The organism is Mycolicibacterium sp. XJ870, from assembly GCF_053483975.1.
In genome coordinates this window covers 1,914,999-1,930,171 of the sequence record NZ_JBEFTI010000001.1, presented here as the reverse complement: position 1 = coordinate 1,930,171, position 15,173 = coordinate 1,914,999, and the positions used below count along the sequence as shown (strand labels likewise).

16 protein-coding genes are annotated in these 15,173 nt (G+C 66.5%); 5 read left to right on the top strand and 11 right to left on the bottom strand.

Annotation, left to right across the window (positions count from 1 at the left end; all coding sequences use genetic code 11):
- Positions 1 to 39: 39 nt before the first annotated feature.
- From ABQF30_RS09640 to ABQF30_RS09600, 9 genes are all read right to left on the bottom strand, one after another.
- The gene (locus ABQF30_RS09640) at positions 40 to 726 is read right to left on the bottom strand and encodes a DUF8548 family protein (protein WP_448462699.1); all 687 of its coding nucleotides are present in this window, start codon (positions 724 to 726) and stop codon (positions 40 to 42) included.
- 107 nt (positions 727 to 833) lie between these two features.
- The gene (locus ABQF30_RS09635) at positions 834 to 1,310 is read right to left on the bottom strand and encodes a hypothetical protein (RefSeq protein WP_448462697.1); all 477 of its coding nucleotides are present in this window, start codon (positions 1,308 to 1,310) and stop codon (positions 834 to 836) included.
- Positions 1,311 to 1,388: 78 nt separating this feature from the next.
- Entirely contained in the window at positions 1,389 to 1,736 is a 348-nt protein-coding gene (locus ABQF30_RS09630; RefSeq protein ID WP_448462695.1) for a metal-sulfur cluster assembly factor, read from the bottom strand.
- A complete protein-coding gene (sufU, locus tag ABQF30_RS09625; RefSeq protein ID WP_448462693.1) occupies positions 1,714 to 2,184 on the bottom strand; it encodes a Fe-S cluster assembly sulfur transfer protein SufU in 471 nt (156 codons plus the stop codon). Before sufU ends, ABQF30_RS09630 begins: the two co-directional genes overlap by 23 nt.
- Complete coding sequence (locus ABQF30_RS09620; protein WP_448462691.1) at positions 2,181 to 3,428, bottom strand: cysteine desulfurase; 1,248 nt, start codon at positions 3,426 to 3,428, stop codon at positions 2,181 to 2,183. Before ABQF30_RS09620 ends, sufU begins: the two co-directional genes overlap by 4 nt.
- Before the next feature lie 27 nt (positions 3,429 to 3,455).
- Positions 3,456 to 4,223 (bottom strand): Fe-S cluster assembly ATPase SufC, encoded by a 768-nt coding sequence (sufC, locus tag ABQF30_RS09615; protein WP_448462689.1) that lies wholly within the window; start codon positions 4,221 to 4,223, stop codon positions 3,456 to 3,458.
- On the bottom strand, positions 4,220 to 5,398 hold the full coding sequence (sufD, locus tag ABQF30_RS09610) for a Fe-S cluster assembly protein SufD (protein ID WP_448462687.1): 1,179 nt from the start codon (positions 5,396 to 5,398) through the stop codon (positions 4,220 to 4,222). Before sufD ends, sufC begins: the two co-directional genes overlap by 4 nt.
- Positions 5,398 to 6,828, bottom strand: coding sequence for a Fe-S cluster assembly protein SufB (gene sufB, locus ABQF30_RS09605; RefSeq protein ID WP_448462685.1), 1,431 nt, complete (start codon positions 6,826 to 6,828; stop codon positions 5,398 to 5,400). The genes sufD and sufB overlap by 1 nt, the downstream gene beginning before the upstream one ends.
- Positions 6,825 to 7,613: a helix-turn-helix transcriptional regulator gene (locus ABQF30_RS09600; RefSeq protein WP_448462683.1), complete on the bottom strand. Its 789-nt coding sequence runs from the start codon at positions 7,611 to 7,613 to the stop codon at positions 6,825 to 6,827. Before ABQF30_RS09600 ends, sufB begins: the two co-directional genes overlap by 4 nt.
- A gap of 110 nt (positions 7,614 to 7,723) precedes the next feature.
- On the opposite strand from ABQF30_RS09600, the gene mptB reads away from it, so the two are divergent.
- The 4 genes from mptB (at position 7,724) to ABQF30_RS09580 (ending at position 12,216) form a co-directional block, all read left to right on the top strand.
- Positions 7,724 to 9,400, top strand: a complete 1,677-nt coding sequence (gene mptB, locus ABQF30_RS09595) for a polyprenol phosphomannose-dependent alpha 1,6 mannosyltransferase MptB (RefSeq protein WP_448462681.1) — start codon at positions 7,724 to 7,726, stop codon at positions 9,398 to 9,400.
- Positions 9,397 to 10,326, top strand: coding sequence for an ABC transporter ATP-binding protein (locus tag ABQF30_RS09590; RefSeq protein WP_448462679.1), 930 nt, complete (start codon positions 9,397 to 9,399; stop codon positions 10,324 to 10,326). Before mptB ends, ABQF30_RS09590 begins: the two co-directional genes overlap by 4 nt.
- A gap of 85 nt (positions 10,327 to 10,411) precedes the next feature.
- Positions 10,412 to 11,194, top strand: coding sequence for an ABC transporter permease (locus ABQF30_RS09585; protein ID WP_448462676.1), 783 nt, complete (start codon positions 10,412 to 10,414; stop codon positions 11,192 to 11,194).
- A 65-nt stretch (positions 11,195 to 11,259) separates the two neighbouring features.
- The gene (locus ABQF30_RS09580; protein WP_448462674.1) at positions 11,260 to 12,216 is read left to right on the top strand and encodes a COX15/CtaA family protein; all 957 of its coding nucleotides are present in this window, start codon (positions 11,260 to 11,262) and stop codon (positions 12,214 to 12,216) included.
- Here ABQF30_RS09580 and ABQF30_RS09575 read toward each other — a convergent pair.
- Positions 12,166 to 13,104 (bottom strand): ATP-grasp domain-containing protein, encoded by a 939-nt coding sequence (locus ABQF30_RS09575; protein ID WP_448462672.1) that lies wholly within the window; start codon positions 13,102 to 13,104, stop codon positions 12,166 to 12,168. The two genes, ABQF30_RS09580 and ABQF30_RS09575, sit on opposite strands and share 51 nt — an antisense overlap.
- A 19-nt stretch (positions 13,105 to 13,123) precedes the next feature.
- On the opposite strand from ABQF30_RS09575, the gene ABQF30_RS09570 reads away from it, so the two are divergent.
- Positions 13,124 to 14,098 (top strand): quinone oxidoreductase family protein, encoded by a 975-nt coding sequence (locus ABQF30_RS09570; RefSeq protein ID WP_448462670.1) that lies wholly within the window; start codon positions 13,124 to 13,126, stop codon positions 14,096 to 14,098.
- Positions 14,099 to 14,215: 117 nt separating this feature from the next.
- On the opposite strand, the gene ABQF30_RS09565 is transcribed toward ABQF30_RS09570, so the two are convergent.
- A complete protein-coding gene (locus tag ABQF30_RS09565) occupies positions 14,216 to 15,142 on the bottom strand; it encodes a heme o synthase (RefSeq protein ID WP_448462668.1) in 927 nt (308 codons plus the stop codon).
- Positions 15,143 to 15,173: the final 31 nt, after the last annotated feature.

The window sequence follows — 15,173 nt, the reverse complement described above, 5'->3', positions numbered from 1 at the left end:
TTCTACTCACTGGAAGTCTTTGATCGCGACGACCAGAGGTCAGGCCGCCCGCTGATGGGGCCGTCCCGACTCGAACCGCCAGATCGCGTGGTCCAGCGCAGTCGCACTCCAGCCCGCGGCGTCCGCCACACCACGCACCAACTCTGCCGCCCGGCCCGCATCGACCGGTCCGATCACCCGGGCCACGTAGCCAACCACCACGCGGTCGGCGTTGCCGCCGGGGATCTGCGCGAGCATCTGCGCGTAATCCCAAGTGATTCCGGACCGTTGACCTGGTGCGGCACACCACGCCGCTTCGGCCCGGTCCCGGCGCTCATCATCGTCGGCAACAGCGCGCAGATTCTCGGTGGTGTGGATCTCCAGAGCGGCAAGCGCTTCCGCGACCTGGAAGATGGCAACGGATCTCAAAGGCGCGTTCGCCGCGGTGGAGGTGGGCCGCCGGTTGCCGATCTGCGATGCCCACGGGTCCGGTCCGCCCAGCTCGTGAATGGTGGCCAGAAGCTCTGGGATGCCGTCCGTGTCGGCGTCGCCACCCTGCTCGGCCCGATAACTGCGGTACCGACCGATCACCTTCCCGACCATCCCATATCGCGCCCCGGTCGAGTAGATCGCGTCAATCGCGCACAGCGCCAGGGAATTTGGATAACCGTCGGGGCTGAACCAGAATGCGGGGTCACCCAAGTCGTGGTCACACGCGGCGCGCAAGAGTTCAATGTCGGTGTTCATCGGAGGCTTCTTTCTGATCGTGCGGGCGACTCGGCTGTCCCCCGTCGAGCAGAAGCTAACGGCGCCACTCCGACAAACCGGCCCCGAAAAGACCCCGAATCGGGAAGTTATCCACAGGCCCGGTCGCAATTGGCCAACAGCTGCGCCTGCTTTTTCGGCCACCAGAACAGCTCGATCGCCAGCAGCGCCAGGTAGATGCAAGACACCACTGCGTTGCCGATCGAACCGAAGGCGGCATCCCACACTGCCGTAACCACCGCGACGCCAAGGACGATCACCAACACCCAGCGCAAAGGGCGGGCGGTCTCCGCTGCGGCATGCATGCCGCGGGTGTAGTCGACGACGGCCTGTGCGAGCCGCGGGTCATCGAGGCGTTCGCCCTGTCGGGCCGCGCGCACGACCGCGATCCGATCGGGGCCGCCGAGTCGCTTGGCTGCCGGCCAGTACCGGACCATCCGCCGCGCCATCCAGATGCCGTAGAAGACGCCGACAATCACGAGGACAACGACACCGGCCAGGAAGAACCCGGAATCCAGCCACGCCAGCACACCGAAAAAGAGCCCCGCACTGGTGCCGGTGATCAACGCACGACTAAAAGAACCGCCTCGCCACACAGGAGCAGGGACCGTGACCACACGGTCATTGTCGACGTCCCGCGGCGCCTACACCGTGAAACCGAGCGCCCGCAGCTGTTCGCGTCCGTCGTCGGTGATCTTGTCCGGGCCCCACGGCGGGTTCCACACCCAGTTGATCTTGATCTCATTGACCAGGCCGGCACCCACCAACGCGGTGCGCGACTGATCCTCGATCACATCTGTGAGCGGGCAGGCCGCCGATGTCAGGGTCATGTCGATCAGCGCGACGGTCCCGGCGTCACCGTCCTCGACGTTCAGCCCGTACACCAGTCCAAGGTCGACCACGTTGATGCCGAGCTCGGGGTCCACGACGTCGCGCATCGCCTCTTCCAGATCGGCCAGCAGCTCCTGATCAGGCGCTTCGGTGTCGCTCATCGTCTGTCTCCTCACTGGCTTGCGCCAAAGCATCTTTGAAAGCCATCCAGCCCAGCAGCGCGCATTTCACCCGTGCCGGGTACTTGGCGACACCGGCGAACGCGATGCCGTCCCCGATGACATCTTCGTCCCCCACAACGTTGCCGCGCGAGGAAATCATCTCGGTGAATGCCGCGACGGTTTTGAGCGCATCGCCCACACTCTGACCGATCACCTGATCGGTCAGCACGGACGTCGAGGCCTGGCTTATCGAACAACCCTGCCCGTCGTAGGAGATGTCGCTGACGGTCTCGCCGTCCTCGGACAGCGCGACCCGCAGCGTCACCTCATCCCCGCAAGTCGGATTGACGTGATGTACCTGGGCACCGAACGGTTCGCGCAGCCCGCGATGGTGGGGATGCTTGTAGTGGTCCAGGATCACTTCCTGGTACATCTGCTCGAGCCTCACGCAAAGAACTCCACAGCCCGTTTGACGCCGGCGACCAGTCGATCGACCTCGTCGAGCGTGTTGTACACGGCGAACGACGCGCGCGCGGTGGCCGCGATGCCGAACCGACGGTGCAGCGGCCAGGCGCAGTGATGCCCGACGCGCACGGCGACGCCCTCGTCGTCGAGCACCTGCCCGACGTCGTGGGCGTGGATGCCGTCGACAACGAAACTCACGGGGGATCCCCGGTGTTCCATCGACTTCGGACCGATGACGCGCACGCCCGGCACCTCCCGCAGGCCGGTCAGCGCAGCCTCGACCAGTTCGGCTTCCTGCGCCTCGACCGCGGCCATGCCGAGGTCGGTCAAATACCGTGCCGCAGCTGCCAACCCGACCACCTGCGAAGTCATCGGAGTACCGGCCTCGAACCGCTGGGGCGCGGGTGCGTAGGTGGTCTTCTCCATCGTGACGGTCTCGATCATGGACCCGCCGGTGATGAACGGGGGCATCGCGTCCAGCAGCTGACGACGGCCGTAAAGCACGCCGATTCCGGTGGGGCCGAGCATTTTATGACCGGAGAACGCGGCGAAGTCGACATCCAGAGCGTGGAAATCGATCGGCTGATGGGGCACCGACTGGCAAGCATCCAGCAGGGTGAGGGCGCCGACCGCCTGGGCCCGCGCAACCAGCTCAGTGACGGGGGCGACTGCGCCGGTGACATTCGAATGATGGCTGAACGCCACCAGTTTCACGCGCTCGTCGAGCTGCAGCGAATCCAGGTCGATCCGGCCGTCATCGGTGACCGAATACCAGCGCAGGGTCGCCCCGGTGCGCTCAGCCAGTTCCTGCCACGGAATCAGATTGGCGTGGTGTTCCAGTTCGGTGGTCACGATGACATCGCCGGGACCGACGGCACGGTCGAAACGCTTGTCGCCCAAGACATACGAGACCAGGTTGATGGCCTCGGTGGCATTCTTGGTGAACACCAGCTCATCGGTGTCGGCGCCCACGAAAGCCGCGATACCGGCGCGGCCCTGCTCGTAGGCGTCGGTGGACTCCTCCATCAGCTGGTGCGCACCACGGTGCACCGCGCCGTTGGAAGTGGTCAGGAAGTTGCGTTCGGCGTCGAGCACTTGCAGCGGCTTCTGCGATGTCGCCCCGGAGTCCAGGTATGCCAACTGTTTTCCGCCACGCATGACCCGGCTCAGGATCGGGAAGTCGGCCCGGATGCTCACGAGATCCAACGTCTGCGCAGAGGCAGTCATCGTCTTGCTCCTCGCGTCCGCGTCATATCACGCTCCGACGGCTTGGGTGAAGCGCACGTATCCGTTCTCTTCGAGTTCGTCAGCCAGTTCGGGCCCACCCGATTCGACGATCCGGCCACCGACGAACACATGCACGAACTGCGGTGCGATGTAACGCAGGATGCGGGTGTAGTGCGTAATCAGCAGGACACCGCCGTGGGTTTCCTCGGCGTAGCGGTTGACGCCCTGGCTGACGACTCGCAAGGCGTCGACGTCCAGACCGGAGTCGGTCTCGTCGAGGATCGCGATCTTGGGCTTGAGCAGCGACAGCTGGAGGATCTCGTGGCGCTTCTTCTCACCGCCGGAAAAGCCCTCGTTCACGCTGCGTTCGCCGAACGCCGGGTCGATGTCGAGTTCGTCCATCGCGCCCTTGACTTCCTTGATCCAGTGGCGAAGCTTCGGGGCCTCGCCGCGGACCGCGGTGGCCGCGGTGCGCAGGAAGTTCGACATCGACACGCCGGGCACCTCGACCGGGTACTGCATCGCCAGGAAGAGTCCGGCCCTCGCCCTTTCGTCGATGCTCATCTCCAGCACGTCCTGCCCGTCGAGCGTGATCGAGCCCGAGGTGACGGCGTACTTGGGGTGACCGGCGACGGCGTAGGACAGCGTGGACTTACCGGATCCGTTGGGGCCCATCAATGCGTGGGTCTCCCCCGACTTCACGGTGAGGTCGACGCCCTTGAGGATCGGAATCGCCTCAGCGGCATCGGTTGCGGCGACGCTGACGTGCAGATCCTTGATTTCCAGTGTGCTCATTGGTGCTTGATTCCTTCAGTTAGCTCAAGTTCGTGTTCGATGGCGGCGGTGAGGCGTTCACGCACGGCGGGCACGGTGATCTTCTGGATGATCTCTCCGAAGAATCCACGAACCACCAGGCGGCGCGCCTGGTCCTCGGGGATACCGCGCGCCTGCAGGTAGAACAGCTGCTCGTCGTCGAATCGGCCGGTCGCGCTGGCATGCCCGGCGCCGACGATCTCCCCGGTCTCGATCTCCAGGTTGGGAACCGAGTCGGCCCGCGCCCCGTCGGTCAGCACCAGATTACGGTTGACCTCGTAGGTGTCGGTGCCCTCGGCTTCGGCGCGAATCAGCACGTCACCGATCCACACGGTGTGGGTGTCGGGCTGTTCCGACTCCGGATCCCCTTGCAGCGCACCCTTGTACGTCACATGTGAGCGACATTTCGGTTGCGCATGGTCGACCAGCAGGCGCGATTCGAAGTGCTGGCCGTCGTCGGCGAAGTACAGACCGAGCAGTTCAGCGTCCCCGCCCGGCGCGCAGAACCGCACCCGACCGGTCAACCGCGCGACGTCGCCGCCGAGGGTCACCGCGAAGTGGCGCAGTACCGCGTCCTTGCCGAGCGCGGCGTGATGCATGCTGACGTGCACCGCATCGTCGGCCCAGTCGGCGATCGACACCACTTTGAGTTGTGCCGCGTCCCCGACGACGAATTCGATGTTGTCGGCGTACGTTCCGCTGCCCCGCTGGTCGATGACCACCACGGCCTCACCGAGTTCCTCCACCCGCACCTGCAGGTGGCCGTAGGCAGTGGATCCTTCGCCCGGACCGCTGACGGTGATCTCGATGGGCTCGCCGACCTGGGTGTCGCGGCCGACTGTGACGATCGTGGCGTGCCCGAACGACGAAAAGGCCTGGGCGGCAACCCGGTCCGCGGGTACCCCGGCCTGTCCGAGGCGCTCGTCGCCGCGCTGCACGGTCTCAACCGTCACGCCGGGACGTTCGGAGACCTCGATCAACGCACTTCCGGTAACCGGCGCCGTGCCGTTGTGCAGGCCACGCAACCGCTTCAGCGGGGTGAACCGCCAAATCTCGTCGCGGCCGCCGGGCACCTCGAAGGCGTCGACGTCGAACGACGTGAACACCTCGCCCTTGTTCTGGCCTTCGACGGCCGTTGTCAGGCTGTGGTTCCCCATCAGCCGACCGCGCCTTCCATCTGAAGCTCAATGAGCCGATTGAGCTCCAGGGCGTATTCCATGGGCAGCTCCTTGGCAATGGGCTCGACGAACCCGCGCACCACCATCGCCATGGCCTCGTCCTCGGTCATACCGCGGCTCATCAGATAGAACAGCTGATCCGCACTGACCTTGGACACGGTGGCCTCGTGACCCATCGTGACGTCGTCCTCACGGATGTCGACGTACGGGTAGGTGTCCGAACGGCTGATCGTATCGACAAGCAGCGCATCACATTTCACGCTGGAGCGGGATCCGTGCGCACCCTTGTTCACCTGAACCAGGCCGCGGTAGGACGCCCGGCCGCCACCGCGGGCCACCGACTTCGAGACGATGTTGGACGACGTATTCGGTGCCAGGTGCAGCATCTTCGCACCGGTGTCCTGGTGCTGACCCGCACCGGCGAACGCCACCGAGAGCACCTCGCCCTTGGCGTGCTCACCGGTCATCCACACGGCCGGGTACTTCATGGTGACCTTGGAGCCGATGTTGCCGTCAACCCACTCCATGGTTGCGCCGGCTTCCGCCCGCGCTCGTTTCGTGACCAGGTTGTAGACGTTGTTGGACCAGTTCTGAATGGTCGTGTAGCGGCAGCGGCCACCGGGCTTGACGATGATCTCCACGACCGCCGAGTGCAGCGAGTCGCTCTTGTAGATCGGCGCAGTACATCCCTCGACGTAGTGCACGTAGGCACCTTCGTCGACGATGATCAGCGTCCGCTCGAACTGACCCATGTTCTCGGTGTTGATCCGGAAGTATGCCTGCAGCGGGATGTCGACGTGCACGCCCGGCGGCACATAGATGAACGAACCGCCCGACCACACCGCGGTGTTCAGCGCGGAGAACTTGTTGTCGCCGGCCGGGATCACGGTGCCGAAGTACTGCCGGAACAGCTCCGGGTGCTCCTTCAGCGCGGTGTCGGTGTCCAGGAAGATGACGCCCTGCGCCTCGAGATCCTCACGGATCGAGTGGTAGACCACCTCGGACTCGTACTGCGCGGCGACACCGGAGACCAGGCGCTGCTTCTCCGCCTCGGGGATGCCGAGCTTGTCGTAGGTGTTCTTGATGTCCTCGGGCAGGTCGTCCCACGTGGCGGCCTGCTTCTCGCTGGAGCGGACGAAGTACTTGATGTTGTCGAAGTAGATGCCCTCGAGATTGGAGCCCCAGTTCGGCATCGGCTTCTTGTCGAACGTGCGCAGGGCCTTGAGGCGCATCTCGAGCATCCACTCGGGCTCGCTCTTCTTCGCCGAGATGTCACGCACGACGGCCTCGGACAGGCCACGCTGCGCGCTGGCGCCCGCGACGTCAGAGTCCGACCAGCCGTAGCCGTATTTGCCCAGCGAGGCGATCGTCTCTTCCTGGGTCAATGGCGTTTCGGGCGTGATGGTCATTTCGCCGCTCCTTGGTTGATTGCGGTGGTCGCTCTGGGATGGGCTGCATCCCGAACAGCTGTTGGGTTATCTGGATCGAGTGGAACGTGGGTGGTGCAGGCGCAGTCACCGTTGACGATGGTGGCCAGACGCTGCACGTGCGTGCCGAGAATCTCGGCGAACGCCTCGCTCTCCGTCTCACACAGCTCGGGGAACTCCTCGGCGACATGCGACACCGGGCAGTGGTGCTGGCAGATCTGCACACCGTGGATCGGCCCGCTCACCGGTGTCGTGGTGGTCGCATATCCGGCCTTGGTCAGGGCGGCAGCCACCCTATCGGCAGTCTGTTCAACGTCATCGCCCCCGTCGGTTACTCCCGCCAGGATCGTGTCGATACGGCGCCGCGCGAAGGTCCGTACGGCATCCTTGCCGCCGATCTCCCGCAACTGCCGGATCGCGGCGACCGCCAGGTCATCGTAGGTATGGCCGAGCTTCGCCCGGCCCGCTGCCGTCAACCGGTAACGCTTCGCCGGCCGGCCTCTGCCGTTGTGCTGCCAGGCTGCAGCGGCGCTGGCCTGCGCGTCGCCGGCGTCGATCAGGGCGTCGAGGTGCCTGCGCACCCCGGCCGCCGAAATACCAAGCCGCTCGCCGATCTGACCCGCAGTGATCGGACCCTCCAGCAACAGCTGGATAATGGCTCGGCGAGTCTGCCCGTCGGTCACGGGTACGACGTCGTTGACCGGCTTCGGCACCCTGGCCGAAGCTGAGCTCGACACCGAGCCCGCGGTCTCCCGACGTATTTTCACAACACCATTGTGACGGAATTCCCCGCCGGGTTCTAGCAAGGGCACCCTTACGTGACCTGGGCCACCGTTGCCCGGCGGGAGCCGCGATCGCCGACCGTTACGCTGCTGTGATGGCCAGCCGCCTGTCGTCCTTCAGCTCGTCGATCGCCCGGTGGCACGGCGACGAACGCGCGGTCGGGTCCCCCCTCAACGATGCCGAAGTCGTTGCCATGCGGCGCACTCGGCTATTCGGGGCAACGGGAACAGTGCTGATGGCGATCGGTGCGCTCGGCGCGGGTGCCCGCCCGGTGGTACAGGATCCGACGTTCGGGGTGCGGCTGCTCAATCTGCCGTCCCGCATCCAGACCGTCTCGCTGACCATGACCACCACCGGTGCGGTGATGATGGCGCTGGCCTGGCTGATGCTCGGCCGGTTCGCCTTGGGCCCGCGACGCATGTCGCGCAGTCAGGTGGACCGCACCCTCCTGCTGTGGGCGCTGCCTCTGCTCATCGCGCCGCCGATGTACAGCCGCGACGTGTACTCGTATCTGGCGCAGAGCGAGATCGCGCTGCTCGGACTCGACCCATACCGAGTCGGCCCGGCGACCGGACTGGGTCTCGACCATGTGTTCACCCTGTCGGTGCCCAACCTCTGGCGTGAAACCCCTGCGCCGTACGGTCCACTGTTCCTGTGGATCGGCCAGGGCATATCGGCGCTGACCGGCGACAACATCGTCGCCGCGGTGCTGTGTCATCGACTTGTCGTGTTGGTGGGCGTCGGGCTGATCGTGTGGGCCACTCCGCGGCTGGCCCAGCGGTGCGGCGTCGCCGAAGTCAGCGCACTGTGGCTTGGGCCATGTAATCCGCTGCTGTTCATGCACCTGGTGGCGGGGATCCACAACGAAGCCCTGATGCTCGGCCTCATGCTCGCCGGCACGGAATTCGCTCTGCGCGGCATAGATTCGGCGAGGCCGCTGCTGCCCAGACCCTTGACCTGGCCCCGCAACAGCACCGAATGGGGGCCGTGGCACCCGGTCGGCATGCTGTTGCTAGGCACCGTGCTGATCACCCTGTCGAGCCAGGTGAAACTGCCATCGCTGCTGGCGCTCGGGTTCGTCGCCATGGCTCTGGCCTGGCGTCTGGGCGGAACGATCAAGGCCCTCTTGCTGGCCGGCACGTCCCTGGGTGCGGTGTCGCTCGCGGTGATGGCGGTGATCGGCTGGGCCAGCGGCCTGGGCTTCGGCTGGATCTACACGTTGGGCACCGCCAACGTGGTGCGCAGCTGGATGTCGCCGCCGACGCTGCTCGCCCTGGGCACCGGGCAGGTCGGCATACTGCTCGGGCTGGGCGATCACACCACCGCCGTGCTCGCCCTGACCCGTGCGATCGGCGTGTTCATGATCGCGATCCTGGTCAGCTGGCTGCTGTTCGCCGTTCTTCGCGGCCGCCTGCACCCGGTCGGCGGACTGGGGGTCGCGCTGGGCGGCACTGTGCTGCTGTTCCCCGTGGTGCAGCCCTGGTACCTGCTGTGGGCGATCATTCCGCTGGCGGCGTGGGCCACCCGGCCGGGGTTCCGCGGCGCGACGATCGCCATCACGCTCGTGGTCGGCATCTTCGGTCCGACCGCGAACGGCGACAGGTTCACCCTGTTCCAGATCGTCATGGCCACCCTCGCCAGCGCGGGCATAGTTCTGATCCTGATGGGCTTGACCTACCGCCGGCTGCCGTGGCGTGCGCCACCCCGGGCCCCCGCACGGCCACCGGCGGCACCGGCCGAATCCACCGACGCCTACGCTGAATCCCCGTGACCTCGCGTTCCGTCCCCGTGTTGCTGAGCGGGGTCAGTAAGCAGTACGGGTCGACGACGGCGGTGTCCGGACTCGACCTCGATGTGCAGCACGCCGAAGTGCTGGCCCTGCTCGGGCCCAACGGTGCCGGCAAGACCACCACCGTGGAGATGTGCGAAGGCTTCATCCGCCCCGACGCCGGCAGCATCACGATCCTTGGGCTCGATCCGGTCACCGACAACGCCCGGTTGCGCGAACGGATCGGGGTGATGCTGCAAGGCGGCGGCGGCTACCCCGCGGCCCGGGCCGGCGAAATGCTCAACCTGGTCGCATCGTATGCGGCCAATCCGCTCGACCCGGCCTGGCTCATGGACACTCTGGGCCTGACCGATTCCGCGCGCACGACCTACCGGCGGCTTTCCGGCGGTCAGCAGCAGCGGCTCGCGCTGGCGTGTGCCGTCGTCGGGCGCCCGGAACTGGTCTTCCTCGACGAACCCACCGCGGGGATGGATGCGCACGCCCGAATTGTGGTGTGGGAGTTGATCGATGCGCTGCGCCGCGATGGTGTGACGGTGGTGCTCACCACCCATCAGCTCACCGAGGCCGAGGAGCTCGCAGACCGAATCGTCATCATCGACCATGGCGTTGCGGTCGCCTCCGGTACGCCCGCGGAGTTGATGCGCAGCGGAGCCGAGAACCAGCTGCGGTTCAGCGCCCCGCGCAAACTCGATCTGTCGCTACTGGTCTCGGCGCTGCCCGAGGACTACAAGGCGACCGAGACCGCGCCGGGTGAGTACCTGGTCGAGGGCCACATCGACCCGCAGGTGCTGGCCACCGTGACGGCCTGGTGCGCCCGCGTCAACGTGCTCGCCACCGATATGCGCGTCGAGCAACGCAGCCTTGAGGACGTGTTCCTCGAGCTGACCGGACGGGAGCTGCGGTCATGACGCCACGTACATCGACGGTGCGCCCAGATCGAGATTTCGGCCGGAATTGCGATCTGGATGCACATCCAGCGAGGGGTGCCGCGGCATGACCAATCGATTCGCGCCGGGGACCTTCTCCCCCGATCCGCGGCCTGCGACGGTGCCCAAGATGCTGACCGCGCAGTTCGGCCTGGAACTGCGGCTGCTGCTGCGCAACGGCGAGCAGCTGCTTCTGACCATGTTCATCCCGATCACGCTGCTGATCGGCCTCACGCTGCTACCGCTGGGCGCATTCGGCGACGATCGTGCGGGCACCTTCACACCGGCCATCATGGCGCTGGCGGTCATCTCGACCGCGTTCACCGGACAGGCCATCGCGGTGGCCTTCGATCGCCGGTACGGTGCGCTCAAAAGGCTTGGCGCCACGGCACTTCCGGTCTGGGGAATCATCGCGGGCAAGTCGCTGGCCGTGGTCACCGTGGTTTTTCTGCAGGCACTGCTACTCGGCGCAATCGGCGTGGCACTGGGATGGCGTCCCCCGTTGGCGGGTCTGGCGCTGGGCGCCCTGATCATTGCCCTCGGCACCGCGGGGTTCGCCGCGCTGGGCCTACTGCTCGGCGGCACCCTGCGCTCGGAGATCGTGCTGGCGCTGGCCAACCTCCTGTGGTTCGTCTTCGCCGGGCTGGGTGCGCTGACCGTGCAGGGACACGACGGTCCCGCGGTGCCGTCCGCGGTGGCGTGGGCGGCCAGGTTGACGCCGTCGGGTGCGCTCACCGAATCCCTGACACAGGCGATGACGCTGTCGGTGGACTGGTTCGGCCTTGCGGTGCTGGCGGTCTGGGGCGCTGTCGCGGCGGTGTGCGCGCTGCGCTGGTTCCGCTTCACCTGACCCGATCACCGAGGGAGTGGCAGCCCTACTACGCGCTGTAGTTCCGGGTCATCTACGATCAGGCCGTGCCCGTCGGACGACTTTTCCTGCGTCTGGTCGACCTGCTGCCCATGCCCAGTCTCCGGGTCCAGCGGATCATCGCGTTCCTTGTGATCCTCACCCAGGGCGGCATCGCCGTCACCGGCGCGATCGTGCGGGTCACCGCATCCGGCCTGGGCTGCCCGACCTGGCCCCAATGCTTCCCCGGCAGTTTCACACCGGTCCCCCACGCCGAGGTCGCCGTGGTCCATCAGGTGGTCGAGTTCGGCAACCGGATGATCACCTTCCTGGTGGTGCTGACCGCAGCCGCTGCGGTGTTGGCAGTGACCCGGGCCCGACGCCGCCGCGAAGTGCTGATCTACGCCTGGCTGATGCCGGCCTCGACGGTCGTGCAGGCCGTCATCGGCGGCATCACGGTGTTGACGGGCCTGCTGTGGTGGACGGTTGCCATCCATCTGCTGGCTTCGATGGCGATGGTGTGGTTGGCGGTGCTGCTCTACGTCAAGGTGGGCCAGCCAGATACTGGCGTCACCGCCGCCGTGGTACCTAAGCCGTTGCGCCAGTTGACCGTTCTCAGCGGCATCGCTCTCGCCGCGGTCCTCGTCACGGGAACCCTGGTGACCGGTGCCGGCCCGCACGCCGGCGACAAGAGCATCGACGCCCCGGTGCCGCGCCTGCAGATCGAGATCACGACGCTGGTGCATCTGCATTCGTCGCTCTTGATCGCCTACCTGTCGGTGGTGATTGCGCTGGGCTTCGCGCTGATGGCGGTGCGGGCTGCCCGGCCGATCATGGTGAGGCTGGGCGTGCTCGTTGCCCTCGTGTGCGCACAAGGCCTGGTGGGCACAGTGCAGTTCTTCACCGGTGTGCCTGCCGCGCTGGTGGCCGTGCACGTCGCCGGTGCCGCGCTCTGCACGGCGGCGACCGCCGCGCTATGGGCGTCGATGCGAGAGCGGACCGAGCCCGAACCGCTCCAGGGCTGATTCCACGCCGATCGCGAATTGCCGCTCGGCGTGCTCGCGCGCCGGCTCGCCGAGCTGGCGGAATCCCAGGGACGGCTCGACGAGTTCCAGCTCGAGCAGCCGCGGATCATCCGGCCCACCGATCACGTCCACCCGCGCGTACAGCAGTTCGTCGGGCTCGATGTCGAACAACCGGGTCACCGCCCACACTGCGAGCCGGCCGACGCGCCACACCTCGTCGTCGGGATCGGCCGGGGACAGCGACTCCTCGGCATAGGTGCCGGTTTCGTCGAACGCAGCGGTGTCCCCCGGCGGCGGCAGCATCGGGCCCTTCGTGAACGCGTGCGACTCCTCGCCGCGCAGAAAGACCAGCGCCGTCTCCCCGTCGGCGATCCTCGGGTCGTAGGGCTGAACCAGCACAGCCTTGCCCTGGGCCTGCAGCCCCGCGGCATGGGCAGCGGCAGCCGTCGCGTCCACGAAGCGTTGGGCACCGGTCGAACCGGCCCCTACTGCAGGTTTCACCACCACTTCGCCGGCAGGCACCCGCACCGGCTCGTCGACCTCGAAATACCGGGTCGGAACCACCGGCACGCCGAGGCGCCGCAGATCGTCGAGGTATCGCTTGTCGGTGTTCCAGTCCACCAGCTCCGGCGCGTTGAGGAGGTTACGCACCGACCGGGTCCAGGTGAGGAATCCGTCGAGCCGGTCGGTGTAGTCCCAGGTGGCTCGCAGAACCACCAGGTCGGCATCGAGTGTGGCCGGGTCGTCCCAGGGCAACCAGCTGGCGTGCAGACCGCGGTTTCGCAGAGCGGTCAGCAGTCCGTCGTCGTCGCCGTCCCCCTCCGGCAGGGCCGCGCAACCGGCGAACACGATGCGGGGATGGAACACATCCGGACGGGCGAGCTTCACGTTGTGGATGATAGGGGGCGTGTATGCCATCGAAGTCGCCGAGACCGGCGGACCCGAAGTCCTCAGTTATGTCGAGCGCCCCGAGCCCTCCCCCGGGCCCGGTGAGGTGCTGATCAAGGCCGACGCGATCGGCGTGAATTTCATCGACACCTATTTCCGATCGGGGCTCTACCCGCGCGAGGTGCCGTTCATCGTCGGCACCGAAGTCTGCGGCACGGTGGCCGCCGTCGGCAACGATGTGGCGGCGCTGGCGGTCGGGGACCGGGTGGTGACCGCCAACGCGGTCGGTGCCTATGCCGACTTCTGCGTCGCCCCAGCCGATTTCGCGGCTTACGTGCCCGACGAAGTTGCGCCCGAAGCGATCGCTTCAGCCCTGCTCAAAGGCATGACGGCGCACTACCTGATCAAGTCCACCTATGCGGTGCAGCCATCGGACACCATCCTCGTACACGCCGGAGCCGGCGGGGTCGGGCTGATCCTGACGCAGTGGGCCACCAGCCTGGGGACCAGGGTGATCACCACAGCGTCGACGCCGGAGAAAGCAGAACTGTCGCGGCAGGCCGGCGCGGTTGAGGTACTCGATTACCCCGAAGACCCAGAGGACTTCGCGGCGAAGATCCGCGACCTCACCGGAGGCGCAGGCGTCGCAGCGGTGTACGACGGGGTCGGGGCGTCGACGTTCGACGCGAGCATGGCCAGCCTGGCCGTGCGTGGCACGCTGGCATTGTTCGGCGCGGCAAGCGGACCGGTTCCCCCGGTCGATCCGCAGCGGCTCAACTCGGCCGGATCCGTCTTCTTGACCCGGCCGACGTTGGCGCACCACACCCGCACTCCCGACGAGTTCTCGTGGCGGGCAGGTGAGTTGATCAATGCCATCGCCGACGGCTCGATCACCATCACGGTGGGTGGCCGCTACCCGCTGGCCGAGGCGGCTCAGGCCCACACCGACCTGCAGGGCCGCAAGACATTCGGCTCGATCGTGCTGGTGCCCTGACAACTGCCGAGCGAGTGTGCGGTTTCATACGCGCGCAGCGGCGAGTCACGTATGAAACCGCACACTCGACACGATTTTCATCCCACCACGGGCGCAGCCCCGGATAGCTGCTCGCGGCTAGAGAAGGGTCGGCAACGCCAGGGCAGAGTCGATGGCCAGTGCGCAGAACACGACCGCCAGGTAGTTGTTCGACTGCAGGAACAGCCGCAGCGGCTTCACCGGCTCACCGCGCTTCACCCCGGAGTACAGCTGGTGGGCCATCACCAGGAACCAGGCACCGGCCAGCAGCGCGACTGATCCGTACAGCCAACCGGTGGCCAGTGCCAGCACCAGGGTGGTGATCACGGTCAGCCAGGTGTAGATCAGGATCTGCTTGGTGACCTGGCGTTCGGTGGCAACCGTGGGCAGCATCGGCACCCCGGCGGCCTTGTAGTCGTCCTTGTAACGCATCGCCAGCGCCCAGGTATGTGGCGGCGTCCAGAAGAAGATGATCGCGAACATCACCAGGGCGGGCCACTGAATCGTCCCGGTGACCGCCGACCAGCCGATCATCACCGGCATGCACCCGGCAGCCCCGCCCCACACGACGTTCTGAGAGGTACGGCGCTTGAGCAGCAGCGTGTAGACGAAGACGTAGAAAAGGATGGTCGCGATCGCGAGCACACCCGACAACAGGTTGGTGGTCCACCACAGCCAGCAGAACGACGTCACCGACAGCACCAAACCGAAGATCAGGGCATGTCGAGTGGGCACCGAGTCCCGGGCCAACGGCCGCTTGGCGGTGCGCTTCATCATCTTGTCGATGTCCGCGTCGGCGACGCAGTTGAGGGTGTTGGCCCCGGCCGCAGCCAGCATGCCGCCGATCAATGTGTTGAGGATCAGCAGCGGGTCAACAGTGCCCCGATCGGCGAGCAGCATCGCCGGAATTGCGGTGACCAGCAACAGCTCGATCACTCGCGGCTTCGTCAATGCCAGATACGCCAGGAATTTGCCGCGTAGGTGACTCGGCGCCCCGCTGATCTGCCAGCGCTCGCGAATGCTCACGCAATTAACTCCTCGGATGGCGGCACGCGGC

Coding starts and splice junctions, on each gene's coding strand:
- ABQF30_RS09640 (WP_448462699.1), bottom strand. CDS start 726: ATGAACACCGACATTGAACTCTTGCGCGCCGCGTGTGACCACGACTTG.
- ABQF30_RS09630 (WP_448462695.1), bottom strand. CDS start 1,736: ATGAGCGACACCGAAGCGCCTGATCAGGAGCTGCTGGCCGATCTGGAA.
- ABQF30_RS09620 (WP_448462691.1), bottom strand. CDS start 3,428: ATGACTGCCTCTGCGCAGACGTTGGATCTCGTGAGCATCCGGGCCGAC.
- sufC (WP_448462689.1), bottom strand. CDS start 4,223: ATGAGCACACTGGAAATCAAGGATCTGCACGTCAGCGTCGCCGCAACC.
- sufD (WP_448462687.1), bottom strand. CDS start 5,398: ATGGGGAACCACAGCCTGACAACGGCCGTCGAAGGCCAGAACAAGGGC.
- sufB (WP_448462685.1), bottom strand. CDS start 6,828: ATGACCATCACGCCCGAAACGCCATTGACCCAGGAAGAGACGATCGCC.
- mptB (WP_448462681.1), top strand. CDS start 7,724: ATGGCCAGCCGCCTGTCGTCCTTCAGCTCGTCGATCGCCCGGTGGCAC.
- ABQF30_RS09585 (WP_448462676.1), top strand. CDS start 10,412: ATGACCAATCGATTCGCGCCGGGGACCTTCTCCCCCGATCCGCGGCCT.